Source organism: Butyricicoccus sp. AF18-9LB, assembly GCF_027684505.1.
In the GTDB taxonomy this organism is placed as follows: Bacteria; Bacillota; Clostridia; order Oscillospirales; family Butyricicoccaceae; genus Agathobaculum; species Agathobaculum butyriciproducens.
On record NZ_JAQCWA010000029.1, the window covers coordinates 7,925 to 26,536 of the forward strand.

The 18,612-nt window shown below is 55.8% G+C and carries 20 protein-coding genes; 19 read left to right on the forward strand and 1 reads right to left on the reverse strand.

Going from position 1 to position 18,612, the window contains the following annotated elements; translation table 11 throughout:
- Window positions 1-40: 40 nt before the first annotated feature.
- Both PGY33_RS12500 and PGY33_RS12505 read left to right on the forward strand, forming a co-directional pair.
- Window positions 41-2,119 (forward strand): S-layer homology domain-containing protein, encoded by a 2,079-nt coding sequence (locus PGY33_RS12500; protein ID WP_118480729.1) that lies wholly within the window; start codon window positions 41-43, stop codon window positions 2,117-2,119.
- A 24-nt stretch (window positions 2,120-2,143) separates the two neighbouring features.
- Window positions 2,144-2,617: a hypothetical protein gene (locus PGY33_RS12505; protein ID WP_118480727.1), complete on the forward strand. Its 474-nt coding sequence runs from the start codon at window positions 2,144-2,146 to the stop codon at window positions 2,615-2,617.
- Window positions 2,618-2,677: 60 nt separating this feature from the next.
- On the opposite strand, the gene PGY33_RS12510 is transcribed toward PGY33_RS12505, so the two are convergent.
- Window positions 2,678-3,988 (reverse strand): alpha-amylase family glycosyl hydrolase, encoded by a 1,311-nt coding sequence (locus tag PGY33_RS12510; RefSeq protein ID WP_118480725.1) that lies wholly within the window; start codon window positions 3,986-3,988, stop codon window positions 2,678-2,680.
- Window positions 3,989-4,219: 231 nt separating this feature from the next.
- Here PGY33_RS12510 and PGY33_RS12515 point away from each other — a divergent pair, with 231 nt between their 5' ends.
- The 17 genes from PGY33_RS12515 (at window position 4,220) to PGY33_RS12595 (ending at window position 18,555) form a co-directional block, all read left to right on the forward strand.
- Window positions 4,220-4,459, forward strand: a complete 240-nt coding sequence (locus PGY33_RS12515) for a hypothetical protein (RefSeq protein ID WP_147358578.1) — start codon at window positions 4,220-4,222, stop codon at window positions 4,457-4,459.
- Window positions 4,460-4,586: 127 nt separating this feature from the next.
- A complete protein-coding gene (gene rplS, locus PGY33_RS12520) occupies window positions 4,587-4,928 on the forward strand; it encodes a 50S ribosomal protein L19 (protein ID WP_110436593.1) in 342 nt (113 codons plus the stop codon).
- Between the two features lie 125 nt (window positions 4,929-5,053).
- Window positions 5,054-5,620 carry a signal peptidase I gene (lepB, locus tag PGY33_RS12525; protein ID WP_110436594.1) on the forward strand — a complete coding sequence of 189 codons (567 nt, stop codon included), beginning with the start codon at window positions 5,054-5,056 and terminating at the stop codon, window positions 5,618-5,620.
- A 1-nt stretch (window position 5,621) separates the two neighbouring features.
- Window positions 5,622-6,479: a ribosome biogenesis GTPase YlqF gene (gene ylqF / locus PGY33_RS12530; RefSeq protein ID WP_110436595.1), complete on the forward strand. Its 858-nt coding sequence runs from the start codon at window positions 5,622-5,624 to the stop codon at window positions 6,477-6,479.
- Window positions 6,480-6,535: 56 nt separating this feature from the next.
- Window positions 6,536-7,153, forward strand: a complete 618-nt coding sequence (locus tag PGY33_RS12535; protein ID WP_117490719.1) for a ribonuclease HII — start codon at window positions 6,536-6,538, stop codon at window positions 7,151-7,153.
- Window positions 7,150-7,500 carry a YraN family protein gene (locus PGY33_RS12540; RefSeq protein WP_119214827.1) on the forward strand — a complete coding sequence of 117 codons (351 nt, stop codon included), beginning with the start codon at window positions 7,150-7,152 and terminating at the stop codon, window positions 7,498-7,500. The genes PGY33_RS12535 and PGY33_RS12540 overlap by 4 nt, the downstream gene beginning before the upstream one ends.
- 2 nt (window positions 7,501-7,502) lie before the next feature.
- Complete coding sequence (locus PGY33_RS12545) at window positions 7,503-8,465, forward strand: dipeptidase (protein WP_118480719.1); 963 nt, start codon at window positions 7,503-7,505, stop codon at window positions 8,463-8,465.
- A gap of 100 nt (window positions 8,466-8,565) precedes the next feature.
- Window positions 8,566-10,059 carry a threonine synthase gene (thrC, locus tag PGY33_RS12550; RefSeq protein WP_118480717.1) on the forward strand — a complete coding sequence of 498 codons (1,494 nt, stop codon included), beginning with the start codon at window positions 8,566-8,568 and terminating at the stop codon, window positions 10,057-10,059.
- Window positions 10,059-10,760, forward strand: a complete 702-nt coding sequence (locus PGY33_RS12555; protein ID WP_116704875.1) for a metallophosphoesterase — start codon at window positions 10,059-10,061, stop codon at window positions 10,758-10,760. The genes thrC and PGY33_RS12555 overlap by 1 nt, the downstream gene beginning before the upstream one ends.
- Before the next feature lie 78 nt (window positions 10,761-10,838).
- On the forward strand, window positions 10,839-12,170 hold the full coding sequence (gene tig, locus PGY33_RS12560; RefSeq protein ID WP_118480715.1) for a trigger factor: 1,332 nt from the start codon (window positions 10,839-10,841) through the stop codon (window positions 12,168-12,170).
- A gap of 165 nt (window positions 12,171-12,335) precedes the next feature.
- Window positions 12,336-12,917: an ATP-dependent Clp endopeptidase proteolytic subunit ClpP gene (gene clpP, locus PGY33_RS12565; protein WP_117490728.1), complete on the forward strand. Its 582-nt coding sequence runs from the start codon at window positions 12,336-12,338 to the stop codon at window positions 12,915-12,917.
- 53 nt (window positions 12,918-12,970) lie between these two features.
- On the forward strand, window positions 12,971-14,287 hold the full coding sequence (gene clpX / locus PGY33_RS12570) for an ATP-dependent Clp protease ATP-binding subunit ClpX (RefSeq protein WP_270385729.1): 1,317 nt from the start codon (window positions 12,971-12,973) through the stop codon (window positions 14,285-14,287).
- Window positions 14,288-14,419: 132 nt separating this feature from the next.
- Window positions 14,420-16,834, forward strand: a complete 2,415-nt coding sequence (gene lon, locus PGY33_RS12575) for an endopeptidase La (RefSeq protein ID WP_270478899.1) — start codon at window positions 14,420-14,422, stop codon at window positions 16,832-16,834.
- 1 nt (window position 16,835) lies between these two features.
- Window positions 16,836-17,447 carry a ribosome biogenesis GTP-binding protein YihA/YsxC gene (gene yihA / locus PGY33_RS12580; protein ID WP_227109736.1) on the forward strand — a complete coding sequence of 204 codons (612 nt, stop codon included), beginning with the start codon at window positions 16,836-16,838 and terminating at the stop codon, window positions 17,445-17,447.
- A complete protein-coding gene (locus PGY33_RS12585; RefSeq protein ID WP_117490730.1) occupies window positions 17,448-17,840 on the forward strand; it encodes a hypothetical protein in 393 nt (130 codons plus the stop codon).
- Between the two features lie 159 nt (window positions 17,841-17,999).
- Entirely contained in the window at window positions 18,000-18,320 is a 321-nt protein-coding gene (locus PGY33_RS12590; protein WP_158557376.1) for an SCP2 sterol-binding domain-containing protein, read from the forward strand.
- A 109-nt stretch (window positions 18,321-18,429) separates the two neighbouring features.
- On the forward strand, window positions 18,430-18,555 hold the full coding sequence (locus PGY33_RS12595) for a hypothetical protein (RefSeq protein ID WP_256129151.1): 126 nt from the start codon (window positions 18,430-18,432) through the stop codon (window positions 18,553-18,555).
- Window positions 18,556-18,612: the final 57 nt, after the last annotated feature.

The following is an 18,612-nucleotide window of genomic DNA, read 5'->3' on the forward strand; positions in this document are numbered from 1 at the left end:
CATTTGGTATTGCCTGTAACCCACATACGAGGTGTATCTTATGAAAAAACGCTTACTATCTGCTTTCCTGTGTGCAGCGATGCTGGCAACGATGATACCGGCAGCGTTTGCCTCCGATCTGGACGGACACTGGAGCAAAAACTTTATCGAATATCTGGATGATGAGGGCATCATCAATCCGAGTGCGACCACCGGCAAGTACGAGCCGGAGCGCAAGGTCACTCGTGCGGAGTTCATGCGCTATGTCAACCGCGCGTTTCACTTCACGGAGAAGGCAAGCATTTCGTACAGCGATGTGCAGTCCAACTCATGGTACTACGACACGGTGCGCATTGCCGAGAAGTACGGCTACATCAACGGCACCGGCAACGGCAGGATGAATCCGGAGGGGTATGTCACCCGTGAGCAGGCGGCGGTTATCCTCGGACGGCTGTACAAGGCCGATCCGGGTAATGTAAAACCGGCAAACCTGTCTTTTAAGGATAAGACGAAGGTTGCGGCGTGGTCGGCAGGCTATGTCAAGGCGGCTGTGGACAAGGGCATCATCACCGGCTACAAGGATAATACCTTCAAGCCGACCAAGGTCATCACCCGCGCAGAGCTGGCGAAGATCCTGTACTATTATCTTGGAACCTCGCTCTCGACGGCAGGAAAAGCGTATACCGGCTCCGACCTCAAGAGCGATACCGCGAACGTCACCATCTCGGAAAGCTGCACGCTGTCCGATGCGACGATCGATGGCGACCTGTACCTGACCGAAGGTCTGGCTTCGGATGCGGTACAGCTGAATGACGTGTACGTCAAGGGTACGATCATCGTAGCCGGCGGCACGGTAACAATGACGAATACAATGAGCGACCACATCGTTGTGTCCTCGCCTATGGGTCGCCTGCTGCAGGTTACTGCGGCAGGCGCCGCTCGTTTTCCGAGCACAGAGGTTCGCAGCACAGCGGTGCTCTACGAGAAAAAGCTGACCACCCCAGGCTATGAAGGCTTCGCGGATGTAAAAATAAACGGCGATAAGAAGGTTTCGCTGACGCTGGATGCGGATATCAATCATCTGGAGTTGGATACCGAATCCACGGTTTCCACCACCGCGAATGCGTCGGTCTACCGCATGACCGCCAGCAAGCCTGCGTCTGTCACCGGCTACGGCACGATTTATCAGGCGGAGATCAAGAGCAGCGGCGTGAGTTTTGCCAGCAGCGTGCGGGTCTCCGGCTACACGATCGCAAACGGCGTGACCGCCACCGCAGGCGGACAGACGCTCACGGGCAGCGTGACGGCGGCTGTTTCGCCGGAAAGCATAGCGGTCGATTTGAATAACCTCTCTGCACTGGGCAAAAATGTTGCGGTCACCGTGCCGAACGGTCTGAAAATTGAGAAAATCGAGAGTAACGGTGCAGTCCTCACCGCAGGCACGGACTATACGCAGACCTCGACCGGAGCCGCCATCAGCGCGGACTGGCTGGGAAGGCTGCCGCGCGGAAACTACAAGCTGACGCTGACGCTCTCGGACGGCAAAACGGCGGCAATCGCCATTGCGGTTACCGATTCTTCGGTGAGCGAAAATGTGCAGAATGCGTCTTTTGACCGCTATTACAAGTCGGAAAAGTACGCAGATGTGCACACACGCCTGAGCGGCGCCAATACCTCGGAGGATATCCGGGATGTGGTGCTCGGTCTGTCGAGCATCGACTACACGTTCGATTCCTCGACGCGTTCGCTCATCCTGCCGCGCGGTGTGCTGGCGCAGCTTCGAGCGGGCAGCTACACCATCAGCGTTGAGCTGAAAAACGGCAAGACCGAGGCATTCACCCTGACCGTGAGCGATTCCGCACCGACCGGCGAAAGCTGGGCGGTCGAGGAGTACAACACGTTCTCGCCGAGCGAACCGAAGTTCACGCTGCCGCTGACGCGCACAAGCCTGAAAAGCGTGATCGTGAACGGCGATACGCTGACCTCAAACAAGGACTACACGGTCAGCGGTCAGACGCTGACGCTCAGCAGATCCGCGCTGGAGAAGTACCGCAAGGACGGTGCGCTCGTGACGTTCACTGCCGCGCTGACAGACGGCTCGAATTATTCGCTCGTTATTGATTATGTGAAGCGGAAGTAACTTCGTGTAAAGGAGCGTGATGAAATGAAAAAGGCAGCAGGCTTTATCGTTTTACTGATTTTCATGACGGGATTGATCGGCTGCAGTGGAAAAACGGTCAAGCTGGACTTGCCGTTTACAGCCGATGATGTGGAAAGTGCTGTAATGTATCATTTCGAGGGCGTTCCTATAGCGGCAGAGAAGAAAATCGTTACAGAAAAAGATGATATCAAAGCGCTGTACGAGCGGCTGGAAGGTCTGCCGCTCAAAGATAAGACGATAGATGATAGCGGTGACGGAGGAGATGTGACCAGTTTTCGGTTTCAGCTTTCGGACGGGACCGACTATGAACTGCTCTATGTTTGCAACGGCGTGAAAAACGGCTATCTGGCTTCGCAGACAGGCGGATTTCGCTATTTCACACGTGCGGATATCGGCGCCTGCTGGAATGGCTTGAATCAAGAACTTGTGGCAGAACCTGCCGATCAGAGCGAACTGCCGGAATACGATCCGACATAAAGGCATAAAAACCCTCCGTATGAAACCATACGGAGGGTTTTCTCGATCTTACGGGTACGCTCAGCACTCACACTTCCAGAAATAAGCCGAGTACGGAGGCAATTCGCTGCCGCCGCCGAAGTCGTGCATTTCTCCGGTAATGAGGTCCACAGCACGGCCGCAGCGTGCGTCAAAGTGTGCGTGGTACGGCTGCTCGTCGATATTTACCGCAACGAGCACGCGTTCGCCGTCTGTCTCGCGCTCCCAGATGCACTGCTTGTTGGTGAGCACAAGCTGCTTGAAACCGCCGTAGCAGAGCGCGCGGCTTTCGCGGTGCGCCTTCGCCATTGCGGTGATACGGGAGGTCAGGTCGTTCACGATCGGCTGCTCGAACGAGGGGCGCAGAGCGTCATCGCCGTCCTGCTTTTTGCCCTCGGCACCCCATTCGCTGCCGTAGTAGATGCACGGAATGCCGGGCATGCCGAACAGCAGCGCGTAGATCAGCGGCAGATGCGCCGGATTCTGCAGGATGGACGCAACGCGCGTCACATCGTGGTTATCCACAAACGAAAGCAGGTGCTTGCCTTTATACAGCGTCCAGTTTTCCGGACCGAACTGGCGCAGCAGCGAATGCGTGATCTCGAACAGGTTGTAGCTGTTCATCGAGGAATACAGACCCTTGTAGCACTCGTAATTCGTGCAGGAGTGCAGCATGCCGTCTCCGACAAACTGGTTGTAATCGCCGTGGAGCAGTTCGCCGACGAGGAAAAAGTCGGGCGAAAGCGAGTCGCAGAAGCCGCGCAGCGCACGGATGAAATCCTTGTCGAGACAGTAGGCCACGTCCAGCCGCAGACCGTCAATGCCGAATTCGTCCTTCCACTGCCGGATGCACTCGAATATGTGGTGCTGCACATCCGGATGGCGCAGATTGAGCTTTACCAGCTCAAAATGACCTTCCCAGCCCTCGTACCAGAAGCCGTCATTGTAGTTTGAATTGCCGTCAAAGGAGATGTGGAACCAGTCCTTGTAGGGGGAATCCCATTTTTTCTCCTGCACATCCTTGAACGCCCAGAAACCTCGTCCGACGTGATTGAATACGCCGTCCAGCACAACTTTGATGCCGTGCTCGTGCAGCGTTTTGCAGACGGCGGCGAAGTCCTCGTTGGTGCCGAGACGGCAGTCCACGCGGCGAAAATCGCGGGTGTCGTAGCCGTGGCTGTCGGACTCAAAAATCGGGGAGAAGTACACGGCATTGCAGCCGAGCGACGCGATATGCTCCGCCCAGTCGCTGACCTTGCGGATGCGCGGAACAGTCACGCCGTCGTTTACGCGCGGCGCACCGCAGAAGCCGATGGGATAGATCTGATAAAATACGCTTTCGTATGCCCACATGAAAAACACTCCTTTACATCGGGTAGCATTTTCAGTATAATAAAAGTGAATAAGAAATGCAAGCGATTTGCGATAAAAATTATGCAAGATGGCGATAAAATGCGAAAAAATTCTTGTGCTGCGGGATTGGGGATTTGTCTGCTTTTATGCGCTTGCGGTCAGCAAAAGCCGATTAGATTGCTTGCCGACGCAGAAATTGTATCCACAGATAGCCGAAATCAAACAATCACTGTGCGGGATGCGGGAGAGACGACCGTATTCGGCGAGCATGGCACGGCAGACTGCTCGAAAGCAGCACTTTCTGCTTACAATTCCGACTCCGGCAAAACGCAGGAAATCGGCTTTGAGGACCTGCAGGTGGGAGATTACGTTGTCATCGGCCTTTATGAAAACGAGAAGGCGCAGGCACAGACCGAGACCGTGCACGCCGAGTCTGTCGAGCGAATGAGACAAAAATCTGCGCAGGATTGAAAAAACACTTGCAATCCGCCGCATGATATGATATTATAGTCGAGTAACAATGAACACGGGCATTCCTCTGCTCATTTATGGGTTTACGATGCGGCAAGAATGTCTAAGACGAAAGGAAGACTAAAAAATGGATCTCGTTAAAGTCCTGTCCGAGCAGCAGCTCAAGAGCGATCTGCCCACTCTGAAGATCGGCGACACCGTTAAGGTACACGCAAAGATCAAGGAGGGCAACCGCGAGCGTATTCAGGTATTCGAAGGCATCATCATTGCTAAGAAGCACGCTGGCGTAAACCAGACCGTAACCGTTCGCCGCATTTCTTACGGCGTAGGCGTAGAGAAGACCTTCCCGGTACATTCCCCGAACGTTGCTAAGTTCGAGGTTGTTCGCAGCGGTAAGGTTCGCCGTGCTAAGCTGTACTACCTGCGCGGTCGCGTAGGCAAGGCTGCCAAGATCGCAGAGAAGGTTTAATTCTAACATTACAACCGAACAAAAACGGGGAGCTTTTGCTCTCCGTTTTTTGTTTTCACTTGCGCATACGCTGTATTATCGCTATAATAATATTGTATGCTATCTTTTTGATGGAGGAAATCATAATGCAGCAAACCGAAAATAAAAAGAGTGAGGGACGCTTCTCGAGCGAGCTGTTCGGCTGGGGCGAATCCTTGATGGCGGTTCTGGTGTTCTTCGTGGTCGTATTCACGTTTTTCGTGCGCCTGATCGGCGTGGACGGCATGAGCATGTACCCGACCCTCGAGGATCACAGCATCATGCTGGTAAGCAACCTGAACTATACGCCCGAGCGCGGAGACGTTGTCGTGCTGCGCAAGGAGGGTTTTTACAACAATCAGCCGATCGTCAAGCGCATCATTGCGACCGGCGGCGATACGGTGGACATTGATCCCGTAACCGGCGACGTGAGCGTCAACGGCGAGGTTCTCGATGAGCCGTATATCAACGAAACGATCGACGTACTCGAGCATATGGGCGATCTGACCTATCCGCAGACCGTACCGGAGGGCTGCGTGTTCGTCATGGGCGACAACCGCAATGCCTCTACCGACAGCCGCGACAGCCGTCTCGGCATGGTGGATGAGCGCTACATCCTCGGTCATGTGCAGAGCGTGGTTTTCCCAATCAGCGATTTTGGAACGGTGAAGTAATATGAATATTCAATGGTATCCCGGACATATGACAAAGACCCGCCGGCAGATGGCGGAGTATATCAAGCAGGTGGACGCGGTCTGCGAGGTCGTGGACGCACGCATTCCGCAGGTGTCCCGCAATCCGGATATGGATGAGATTGCAGCAGGCAAGCCGCGCATGATGATCCTCAACCGCATCGACCTGGCCGACCCGAACATGACGGCTGTCTGGGCGAAGCATTTCCGTGAGCAGGGCATGGCGGTCATCCAGACCGACAGCCGCAGCGGCAACGGCACGCAGGCGTTCTCCGGTGCGGTTCGCACGCTGCTGGCGGACAAGATCGCCCAGTGGAACGAAAAGGGTCTGGTCGGCAAGTCCGTCCGCGTGATGGTCGTCGGCATCCCGAATGTGGGCAAATCCACGTTCATCAACCGCATTCTCGGCAGAAAATCTGCCAAGGCGGCAGATCGTCCGGGTGTAACGCGCGGCAGCCAGTGGTTCCGCGTGGAGAGCGGCATTGACCTGCTCGACACCCCGGGCATCCTGTGGCCGAAGTTCGACGATGAGCGCGTCGGTATTCTGCTGGCGTGCACGGGTGCGATCAAGGACGATATTCTGGACGTTGAGACGCTCGGCTGCAAGCTGATGGAGCTGCTCGCAGAACAGGCGCCGCAGACCATCATCGACCGCTACAGCATCGCCATCCCGGAGGAGGAGTGCGATTTCCTCGGTTATGAGCTGCTGCAGCAGGCGGGCAGGCGCCGCGGTTTCCTGCTGCGCGGCGGTGAGATCGACACCGAGCGCATGGCGCGCATCCTGCTCGATGAGTTCCGCGGCGGTGTTCTCGGCCGCATTACGCTCGAGAAGCCGGAATAAACCAACATTTCGAGGGCGAACCGCAGTGTTCGCCCTTGGTTTTAGGAGAGACAAACATGACTTGGGAATACGAAGAAAAAGCATGGGCGAACGGCTACGGCTCGGTGTGCGGCGTGGATGAGGCCGGACGCGGTCCGGTCGCCGGACCGGTGTGCGCTGCCGCAGTTATCCTGCCCGCTGGAATCGTCATCGAGGGACTGAACGACTCGAAAAAGCTCAGCGAAAAGAAGCGTGAGAAGCTGTTCGACGAAATCACGGAAAACGCGCTTGCGTGGTCGGTTTCGCTCGTGGACGAGCGGGTGATTGACGAGATCAACATCCTGCAGGCGACTTACCGCGCGATGAAGCAGGCGGTGGACGGTCTGACACGCCCGGCGGATTTCGTCTATGTGGACGGCAACCGCTCACAGGGACTCGAGCAGCCGCACGAGTGCGTGGTCTCCGGCGATGCAAAAATTCCGTCTGTGGCGGCAGCCTCCATCATCGCCAAGGTAACGCGAGACCGCCTGATGCGCCAGTTCGCCGAGCAGTACCCGCAGTACGGCTTTGAAAAGCACAAGGGCTACGAGACCAAGGCGCACGATGAAGCCCTGCTTATGCACGGCCCATGCCCGATCCACCGGATGACATTCCTCAAGAAATTTTACGAAAAGCATCCGGATGCACCGCGATGAAGGGCGCGTGGGGAGAAAAAGCGGCGCGGCTGTACCTCGAAAAGCGCGGCTGGCACACGGCAGCGACGAATTTCCGCACCCGGTTCGGTGAGATTGACATTATCGCGGAGAACGCGCAGTATGTTATCTTTGCGGAGGTCAAGACGCGCAAAAACGCCCGCTACGGTCCGGCGTGCGAAGCCGTCACACCGGCCAAGCAGGCGAAGATCATCGCCGCTGCGCAGGCATGGCTGCAGGAGCACCCGACCGAAAAGCAGCCGCGGTTTGACGTGATTGAGGTTTACGGCGAGGAAAACGCATCGGTTCCGCCGCGCATCAACCATCTGGAAAACGCCTTTGGAGGGTGAGTATGAAGCTGTTTGATCTGCACTGTGACACCATTTACGAGTGCTGCGAGACAGGAAAACACCTGCGGGAGAACGATTTACATATCAATTATGCAGCAGCGCGCAGGTATCAGCCGTATGTGCAGTTTTTTGCACTGTTCTGCGGCGCGAGACAGCCGTATTCGCCGGAAACGCGCGACTGTCTGCTCGATACGCTCGCCGATGAGCGGTTCGACCGCATGCTGACGACTGCCAGACGCGAGTTTGCCGCCAACGCCGACTGGCTGACGTTCTGCCGTTCGGCGGCGGATATTCGGGCGGCAGTGGAGGCGGGAAAGGCGGCGGCGCTGCTCTCTATCGAGGGCGCGGAGCTGCTGCCCGACCGGCCGGACGCGCTCGACTATGTTTACGACGCCGGTGTGCGTCTCATCACGCTGACGTGGAATTACCGCAGCCGCTACGGCTGCTCATCCGCCGTGGATCAGAACGAGGGTCTGACCGAGCTGGGCAAGCAGCTGGTCCGTGACTGCGGCGAGAAGGGGATAATCGTTGATGTATCTCATCTGTCCGACCGCGGGTTCTGGGACGTGTGCGAGGCAACCGACCGTCCGTTTGTTGCGACGCACAGCGATTCGCGGGTTCTGTGCCGCAACTCGCGCAACCTGACCGACGAGCAGTTCGCCGAGATTGCAAACCGCAGGGGACTGGTCGGCGTCAACCTGTACACGCCGTTCCTCGTGCGGCAGAGCGATTCGGTGATCGATGACGCCATCGACCACATCGAGCGTTTCATCGGCATGTACGGCGAGAAGGTGGTCGCGCTCGGCTGTGACTTTGATGGCTGCGATACCCTGCCGATCGGCATTGACGGTCTGGCGGATATGTATCGTCTGGCAGACCGCATGTTGACACTTGGCTACAAGCAGGAAACGGTCGATGGGCTGTTTTATGACAACGCATTCAACTTTATGCAGAAAATGTTGTGACAGGACGGCGGAATTTCCACGGAATTGCCTATTGCCCAAACATACATATTTGCTATACAATAGAAGGAGTAATCAAAACCACTGCGGAGGTTGTAAAAATATGGATTATGTAAGCACAAGAAATAAGGAGCGCAAGGTTTCCGCGGCATACGCCATCGCCAACGGTATCGCACCGGACGGCGGCCTGTACTGCCCGACCGCGTTTCCCACGCTTACCGACGCGGATTGGAAAACGCTTGCGGAGAGCGATTACAAGGGCCGCTCGGCGCTTATTCTCGGCAAGTTCCTGACCGACTTTACGGCGGAGGAGCTGGCGGACTTTGCGTCCAAGGCTTACGCCGATGAAAAGTTCGGCGGTGCAGATACCGCACCGGTGGTAAAGCTGGGCGAGGGCAAGAACCTGCTCGAGCTGTGGCACGGTCCGACCTGCGCGTTCAAGGATATGGCGCTGCAGATGCTGCCGCACCTGCTCACTGCGTCCCTGCGCAAGACCGGCGAAACCCGTACCGCCTGCATTCTGGTCGCTACCTCGGGTGATACCGGCAAGGCAGCGCTCGACGGCTTCCACGATGTACCGGGCACCAAGATTATGGTGTACTATCCGGTGGACGGCGTATCGCCCATGCAGAAGCTGCAGATGGTAACGCAGGAAGGCAAGAACGTCGAGGTTGTAGCTATCCGCGGTAACTTTGACGATGCACAGAGTGCGGTAAAGCGCATCTTCACCGATGAGAATACCCGCGCAGCGCTCAACAAGGACGGCATGATGCTGTCCTCGGCAAACTCCATCAACTGGGGCCGTCTGGCGCCGCAGATCGCGTACTACGTTTCTGCGTACTGCGATATGGTTGCCGCAGGCACCATTGCACAGGGCGACAAGATCAACGTCTGCGTACCGACGGGCAACTTCGGCAACATCCTTGCGGCGTACATCGCCAAGAAGATGGGTCTGCCGGTCAACAAGTTCATCTGCGCGTCCAACCGCAACAACGTGCTGACCGACTTCTTCAAGAAGGGCGGCGAGTACAACCGCAACCGTGATTTCTTCACCACGACTTCTCCGTCGATGGATATCCTGATTTCGTCCAACCTCGAGCGTCTGCTGTTCTTCGCTTCCGACTTCAACGATAAGCTGGTTGCTGAGCTGATGAACAAGCTGAACACCGAGGGCAGCTACAAGGTAGCTGAGGACGTATTTGCCAAGATCGAGGCTGAGTTCGACGCAGGCTGCTGCGACGACAGCCATGCGGCTGATACCATCAACAAGCTGTGGAAGGACGAGAACTACCTGTGCGATACGCACACCGCAGTTGCCGTTCGTGTATACGAGGACTACCGCGCACGCACCGGCGACGAAACGCCGACCGTGATCGCGTCCACCGCGTCTCCGTTCAAGTTCTGCCGCTCGGTCATCGAGGCGCTCGGCGGTACGCTCGAGAACGACGACGTTACCCAGCTGGAGGTGCTCTCTCAGCTGACGGGTGTACCGGCACCCGCTCCGCTCGCCGCTCTGGCAGGCAAAACGCCGCGCTTTGACCGCGTGGTAGACAAGGCCGACATTCTGTCTACCGTCGGTCTGCTCAAGGATCTGTAATGGCGCTTTATACGCTTGCCGATCTGCACCTTGCCGCCGATGTAGCCAAGCCGATGGATATTTTCGGCGGCCGGTGGCAGGGGCACACGGAAAAGATCATCAAAAACTGGCGTGCGCTTGTTGCGCCGGAGGACACCATTGTTTTGGGCGGGGATATTTCGTGGGGCATCAACCTTGCGGAAGCGAAAGGCGATTTTGCGCTGATCGACTCGCTGCCGGGCAAAAAGATCATTTTGAAGGGCAACCACGATCTGTGGTGGGAAACCGCCTCCAAAATGCACCGTTTCTTAGATGAAAACGGATTTACTACCATTGATTTTCTGCATAACAACTGTTTTTTCTATGAAAAGACCGCGCTGTGCGGCACACGCGGCTGGCCCTTCGAGGAGGACTTCGCCGACCCGCACAACGAGAAAATCTTCAAGCGCGAGCTGCTGCGGCTCGAGGCATCGCTGAAGCTCGGCGCTGCCGCAGACCCGGAGGAGATACTCTGTTTCCTGCATTATCCGCCGCTTTACGCATCCTACCGCTGCGGTGAGATCATCGAACTGCTGCATAAGTACGGTGTAAAGCGCTGTATTTACGGACATTTGCATGGAAAAAGCCTGAGTCATGCCGTAACAGGTGAGCAGGAAGGAATTGAATGGAAGCTCGTCTCCGGAGATTTTGTGGATTTTATCCCGATTTTTCTGAAAAAATAGAAAAAACTATGGAAATTCTCAAAATAATCTGGTAGAATGATTTAGATACAATCGAAAGTAAGTAAGGAGATTGGCAACATGGAACTGAAAAACACTGAAAAGCAGGAGCACAGCGTCGTTGCTCTGACTATCGAGATCACCAAGGCTGAGTTTGAAGCAGCTAAGGACAAGGCATTCAAGAAGACCGGCAAGAACATCACCGTTCCGGGCTTCCGCAAGGGCAAGGCACCGCGCAAGATGATCGAGAAGCTGTACGGCGAAGGCGTGTTCTTTGAAGAAGCTTTCAATATCATTTACCCGGACGCTATGGAAATGGCTGTTGAGAAGTCCGGCATCAAGCCGGTCGGCCGTGCAGACGTTGATCTGGGCGACCCGGCAGAAGAGGGCGGCCTGACCATCATCGCCAAGGTACCGGTTGAGCCGGAAGTTGAGCTCGGCGAGTACAAGGGCATTGAGGTTGAGAAGGAGACCGTTAAGGTTCTGCAGGCTGACGTTAAGGCAGAGCTGAACCGCATGGCTCAGCGCAATGCCCGCACCGAGACCGTAGAGCGCAAGGCTAAGAAGAACGATACCGTTGACATCGACTTCGAGGGTTTTGTAGACGGCGTTCCGTTCGAGGGCGGCAAGGCTGAGCATCACGAGCTGACTCTGGGCTCTGGCGCATTCATCCCGGGCTTCGAGGATCAGCTGATCGGCTGCAAGGCCGGCGACGAGAAGGACGTAGTTGTTACCTTCCCGGAGGAGTACCACGCTAAGGAGCTGGCGGGCAAGGAAGCTACCTTCAAGTGCAAGGTACACAAGGTTGAGGAGACCATCCTGCCGGAGATCGACGACGAGTTCGCTAAGGACGTTTCCGACACCTGCGAGACCCTCGACGATCTGAAGAAGGAGATCACCGAGCGCCTGAAGGCAGAGCGTCAGGAAGCTGCTGACAACGCTTTCGAGGAGAAGGTTCTGGACGCTGTAATCGACGGCATGAAGGCTGACATTCCGGCTGCTATGATCGACTCTCAGGTTGACACCATTGTACAGGACTTCGGCTACCGCCTGCAGATGCAGGGCATGGGCCTTGAGCAGTACCTCAAGATGACCGGCACTGAGATGGGCGCATTCCGCGCAATGTTCCAGAGCCAGGCAGAGCGTCAGGTGAAGACCCGTCTGGCACTGCAGAAGGTTGTTGAACTGGAAGGCATTACTGTTTCCGACACGGAACTCGAGGAAGAGTATGCTAAGATGGCAGAGCAGTACAAGATGGAAGTCGAGAAGGTTAAGGCCATCGTATCCAAGGAAGCTCTGGAGGGCGATCTGAAGATCTCGAACGCGCTCGAGTTCATCAAGAAGAACGCCAAGGTTAAGAAGGCAGCAAAGAAGAAGGCTGCTGAGGAGACCACCGAGGAGACTGCAGAGTAATTTCTGCTGATTCCCCAAAGCGCGCAAACACCAGCAAACCAAACGCTTAGCGTTGGTTCATAAGAAAAGCGCGAGCGACGCTCGCGCTTTTTCACCTATATTCAAGGAGGACAAAATCTGCGCTTTTTCGCAGCTTATCCACCTTGCTGAAAGGAGTTTTCCCAAGTGAGTTTAGTCCCTATGGTTGTAGAGCAGACCGGCCGCGGCGAGCGTTCGTTTGATATTTACTCCCGTCTGTTGAATGACCGCATTATCATGCTGTGCGATGAAGTAAACGACACGACCGCTTCTCTGGTCGTGGCTCAGCTGCTTTATCTGGAAGCACAGGACCCGGATAAGGATATTTCGCTGTATATTAACAGCCCCGGCGGCTCCGTAACCGCAGGTATGGCGATTTACGACACCATGAACTATATCAAGTGTGATGTTTCGACCATCTGCATCGGCATGGCGGCTTCCATGGGTGCATTTCTGCTGTCCTCGGGTGCCAAGGGCAAGCGCTACGCGCTGCCGAATGCTGAGATCATGATCCATCAGCCGTCCGCCGGCACGCAGGGTCAGATCACTGATATGGCGATCCACCTGAAGCGCCTTGAGATCATCAAGAAGCGCATGAACAAGATCCTGTCCGAAAATACCGGCAAGCCGGTTGAGACCGTGACGGCTGACTGCGAGCGCGATAACTTCATGACCGCAGACGAGGCGGTTGCATACGGCCTGATCGACAAGGTGTTCGATAAGCACTAAGGCAATTCTGCATTGTCGTAATTGTAATTTTTTTCGTAGTATAGAGGTGGCATATGCCAAGTTATGATGATGGAAAAGAACTGAAATGCTCGTTCTGCGGCAAGCCGCAGAGCCGCGTGCGCAAGCTGATCGCAGGACCGAACGTGTATATCTGCGATGAGTGTATCGGCGTATGCACCAGCATTCTGGATGACGAGCTGGACCTCATGCCGGAGTACGAGCCGCAGAGCCATGCACTCGAAAAGCCCGAGCACCTGCCGACGCCGCAGGAGCTGAAAAAGGTGCTCGATGAGTATGTTATCGGTCAGGATCGTGCGAAGATTGCCCTTTCGGTTGCGGTTTACAACCACTACAAGCGCATCTACCATCCGGAGACCGAGGTAGAGCTGCAGAAGTCCAACATCCTGATGCTGGGTCCGTCCGGCTCGGGCAAGACGCTGCTGGCGCAGACGCTGGCCAAGACGCTGCAGGTTCCGTTCGCAATCGCGGACGCGACCACGCTGACCGAGGCCGGCTACGTCGGTGAGGATGTCGAGAACATCCTGCTGCGACTGATTCAGGCGGCGGACTTTGATGTGGAGCTGGCAGAGCACGGCATTATCTACGTCGATGAGATCGACAAGATTGCCCGCAAGAGCGAAAACCCGTCCATCACCCGCGATGTTTCGGGTGAGGGTGTACAGCAGGCACTGCTGAAAATGCTCGAGGGCACGGTTGCCAACGTACCGCCGCAGGGCGGCCGCAAGCATCCGCATCAGGAGTTCATTCAGATCGACACGACCAATATTCTGTTTATCTGCGGCGGTGCATTCGACGGTATCGAGGGTATCATCCAGAAGCGCACCGGTAAGCAGGGGATGGGCTTCGGTTCTGAGGTAAAGGGCAAGGAGGACGAGCAGACCGACCGTCTGCTGGCCAAGATCGAGCCGCATGACCTGATGAAGTTCGGCCTGATTCCCGAGCTAATCGGTCGTCTGCCGGCCATCGTTTCGCTCGATACGCTGGATAAGGACGCACTTGTCCGCATCCTGCAGGAGCCGAAGAACGCACTGGTCAAGCAGTACGAAACGCTGTTCGCAATGGATGGTGTAGAGCTGAAGTTTCAGCCGGAGGCACTCGAGCGTGTGGCTGAGGTTGCACTCGAGCGCAAAACGGGTGCCCGCGGTCTGCGCGGCGTGCTGGAGAACGTGATGACCGACATCATGTTCCGCATTCCGTCCGACGAGACCGTCTGCCGCGTGGAGATCACGCCGGGCGTTGTGGACGGTACCGGTGAGCCGGTTGTCGAACACGGCGAACGCACGGCTGTTCCGGCGGAAAAGAAGCCGCCGAAAAAGGCTTCGCGCAGAAAGCCGACCAAGAGCGCATAATCAATCAAAACCAATACGGGCGGGGAACGAGATTCCCGCCCGTATTTTTAACGTTCAACGCCTTTACAAACCCCGGAAGATATACTATACTGAAACTAATAGACAATTTTCCGTGCAAGGAGAAACGAACATATGACAGAGCTTAACGGAATCGTCCTCAGCCGCCTGCCGGTGCTGCCGCTGCGCGGACTGACGGCGTTCCCTAATATGATCGTCCACTTTGATGTGGGCAGAATGATGTCGATTCGCGCACTGGAAGCGGCAATGAAGAACGGACAGACCATCTTCCTGACCGCGCAGCGCGAACTCAAAACCGATACGCCGACGCCGAGCGACCTGTACCAGATCGGCACAATCTGCCAGATTCGCCAGATCCTGCGTCTGCCGGGCGACAATATCCGCGTGCTGGTCGAGGGCAAGACCCGTGCGCTCGCGCACAACTTTATCGCCGCCGAAAAGGACGAGGACTGCATGTATGCCGAGGTTGAGGAACTCGAGGACTACGTTTACGGCGTGACCGAACGCCGCGCGCAGGCACTCGTGCGCACCGCGCAGGAGCGCTTCAGCGAGTACGCACAGTATGCGTCCCGCCTGTCGCCCGATGTGGAGCTGACCGTAGCCGAGGGCGGCGATCCGGGCTATCTGGCAGATTATATCGCCCAGAATATTCCGGTCGATGTGGCAGCCAAGCAGGAAATCCTCGAAGAGCTTGGCATTACCCGCCGTCTGGTGATGGTGATTCGCATGCTCGGTGAGGAGACCGAGGTCCTCAAGATCGAAAACGAGATTCAGGACGAACTCAAGACCCAGATCGACAAAAACCAGAAGGAATACTACTTGCGCGAGCAGATCAAGGTCATTCAGACTGAACTCGGCGAACAGGACGTAGCCGCAGAAGCGGAAAGCTACCGCACACGCGTGCTCGACCTCAAGCTGCCGAAGGAGTGTGAGGACAAGCTCATCCGTGAGGTGGACCGCTTTGCCAAGCTGAGCGGCTCGACGGCCGAGCAGGGTGTCGTGCGTACTTATCTGGATACCGTGCTCGACCTGCCGTGGAATAAGAAGAGCGAGGAACGTCATGATCTCGCGGAAGCACAGGCGATCCTCGACCGCGACCACTATGGCATGGAGAAGGTCAAGGAACGCATTATGGAGTTTCTTGCTGTCAAGAGCCTTGCGCCCGACCTCAAGGGGCAGGTGCTGTGTCTGGTCGGCCCTCCGGGTGTCGGCAAGACCTCGATTGCCAAGTCCGTTGCAGAGGCCATGGGCCGCAATTACACGCGCATGAGCCTCGGCGGTGTGCGTGACGAGGCGGATATCCGCGGTCACCGCAAGACCTACATTGGCGCAATGCCCGGCCGTATTATGGATGCGCTGCGCCGTGCCGGTACGTCCAACCCGCTCATCCTGCTCGACGAGATCGACAAGATGGGCAATGACTTCCGCGGCGATCCGGCATCGGCAATGCTCGAAGTGCTGGACACCGAGCAGAATGTTGCCTTCCGCGACCACTACATCGAACTGCCGTTTGATCTGTCCGACGTGGTGTTCCTGACGACTGCGAACGATCTTTCGACCGTTCCGCGTCCGCTGCTCGACCGTATGGAGGTTATCGAGCTGCCGTCCTACACGGCGGAGGAAAAGCGCCTGATCGCACGCCGTCACCTGCTGTCCAAGCAGATGAAGAAGCACGGCCTGAGCGAAGATCAGCTGATCGTGGACGATGAAACGCTTGATGCAATCATCAGCGGCTACACCCGCGAAGCAGGCGTGCGCCGTCTCGAGCAGGTGCTGGCGAAGCTGTGCCGCAAGGCGGCAAAGCATATCGCGGATGGCGACGAAAGCCTGACGGCTATCAAGGAGAATCTCGAGGAGCTGCTCGGCACGGCGACCTTCAAGGACGATCTGGTCAGCAAGAAGGACGAGGTCGGCATTGTAAACGGTCTCGCGTGGACGAGTGTCGGCGGTGAAATGCTTGAGGTTGAGGTGGCGGTCGTGCCGGGCACCGGTAAGATCGAAATCACCGGCAATCTCGGCACGGTCATGCAGGAGAGCGCCAAGGCGGCTGTGACGTTCGTGCGCTCCAAGGCAGAGTCGCTGAACATCGACCCGATGTTCTACAAGGACAATGATCTGCACATTCACTTCCCGGAGGCAGCGATTCCGAAGGACGGCCCGTCCGCAGGCGTGACGATCACCACGGCGCTGATTTCGGCATTGACCGGCGCGCCGGTTCGTCACGAGGTTGCCATGACCGGCGAGGTAACGCTGCGCGGCCGCGTGCTGCCGATCGGCGGTCTGCGCGAGAAAACCATGGCGGCGTATCGCGCGGGTATCAAGACTGTGTGCATTCCGAAGGACAACGAGAGCGATTTGAAAGACATCGTGCCGGTCGTTCGGGAAAACATCAACTTTGTCATTGCGGAGCACATGGACACGGTGGTGGAGACCGCGATCGACTTTTCGCGCCGTCCCAAGCAGAAAAAACGCAAGTCCGCACCGGTAAAGCGTGCAGCGGACTCGGCATCGACAACGGTGGTACAATAATATGGAAATGAAGAAACCGAATTTGCATAACGCGGAATTCCTGCGCTCGGCGGTGAAGGAAAGTGATTTTCCGCACGACCCGCTGCCGCAGATCGTGTTTGCGGGCAAATCCAACGTGGGCAAAAGCTCGGTCATCAACAAGCTGCTGAACCGCAAGAACTTTGCGCGTGTCAGCGCACAGCCGGGCAAGACCATTCACATCAACTATTTCACGATTGACAAGGCTATGTATCTGGTCGATCTTCCGGGCTACGGCTACGCGCGCGTTTCCAAGGCCGAGCAGCAGCGGTGGGGTGCTCTGATGGAGACCTACTTTGCAATGGATCTGCTGACGCTGGGTATCCAGATCGTGGACATTCGTCACAAGCCGACGCGCGACGATATGACGATGGCGGAGTGGTTCCGCGCATCCGGTAAGCCGTGGGTGATTATCGCCAACAAGCTGGATAAAATTAAGAAGAGCCAGCTTGAGGGCAATATTGCGGAGATTCGTCAGACATTGCTGTTGCCGGAGGAAGTGCCGGTCATTCCGTTCTCGGCAGAGAAGGGATTCGGTCGTGATGAGGTGCTCGACCTGATTTTCGAGCACGTTTGCGGAAAGGAAGAGGCATAAATGGATTTTTTCCGCCGTTTTATGGCAGGCCGCTACGGCAGCGACCCGCTCAATAACGCACTGCTCATTCTCGGCATTGCGCTCATTATCGTAGCGCGCATTCTCGGCTGGGCGTGGATGAACGTATTCATTCTTGCGCTGCTGTGCCTGTGCTATTTCCGCATGTTCTCGCGCAATATTCAGGCGCGGTATGCGGAGAATGAAAAGTTCATGAGATGGTGGCGTCCGGTATCGAACAGGATTCGCGGTGCACAGGGCCGTTTCGCTGACCGTAAGACACACTGCTATTTCAAGTGTCCGGAGTGCGGTCAGCGCCTGCGCGTGCCAAAGGGCAAGGGAAAGATTATGATTACCTGCCCGCATTGCCACACTAAATTCGATCGAAAGACCTGAAATGAACTGTTGATTACTGTTCAATTTACAAAACGACTGTGCATTAAAATTTGCACAGTCGTTTTGTTACGGTTTCACGGCTAAATCACCAAAATTATCCTTGCTTTTTCTTGCATGTGTTGTATAATAAAGATAGAAAATAGAGCAGGGGTGAGTCCGATGGATATTGATCAGCTGATTGGAAAGTTTTACAACAGATTAAAGAAGGCAGATATTGCCGGCACGGAAGGCAAGGTTGCGGTGCAGTTTAATCTTACGGGCAAGATTACGGGTGTATTCTACATCGAAATCCTGAACGGCAATGTGTCCGTTATGCCGTATGAGTATATTGATCACGATGCAATCGTTTCCGGTTCGATGACGAATCTGGAGAAGATGCTTACCGGCAAGCTGGTTCCGCAGGTTGCTATCGCTGAGGGTAAGATCAAGGTTGAAGGCAACGTGGATAAGGTTATGTTGTTGGCAGAACTGATGAAGTAATGATGCAAAGCTGCATAGAGGGAGACCCGCCGTACTTTCAGGCGGGTCTTTTATGTAAAAGCATCCGAAACGGTACATGCTGTAGTTATACAAGGAGAAATGCTCAAAAATGAATAAAAAACAGAAAAAAGCCAAACTGACACTGGATATTATTGCGTGCGCGCTGTCAGCGGTCAGCGCAGGACTGTCGATTGCGGCTTTTGTAATCAGTCTTGTGCGGAGAAATGAGAAATAAATGTCGAACAGAGACGAAAAAGTGCTTGACATTCGCTGTCGAATTTGGTATTCTATT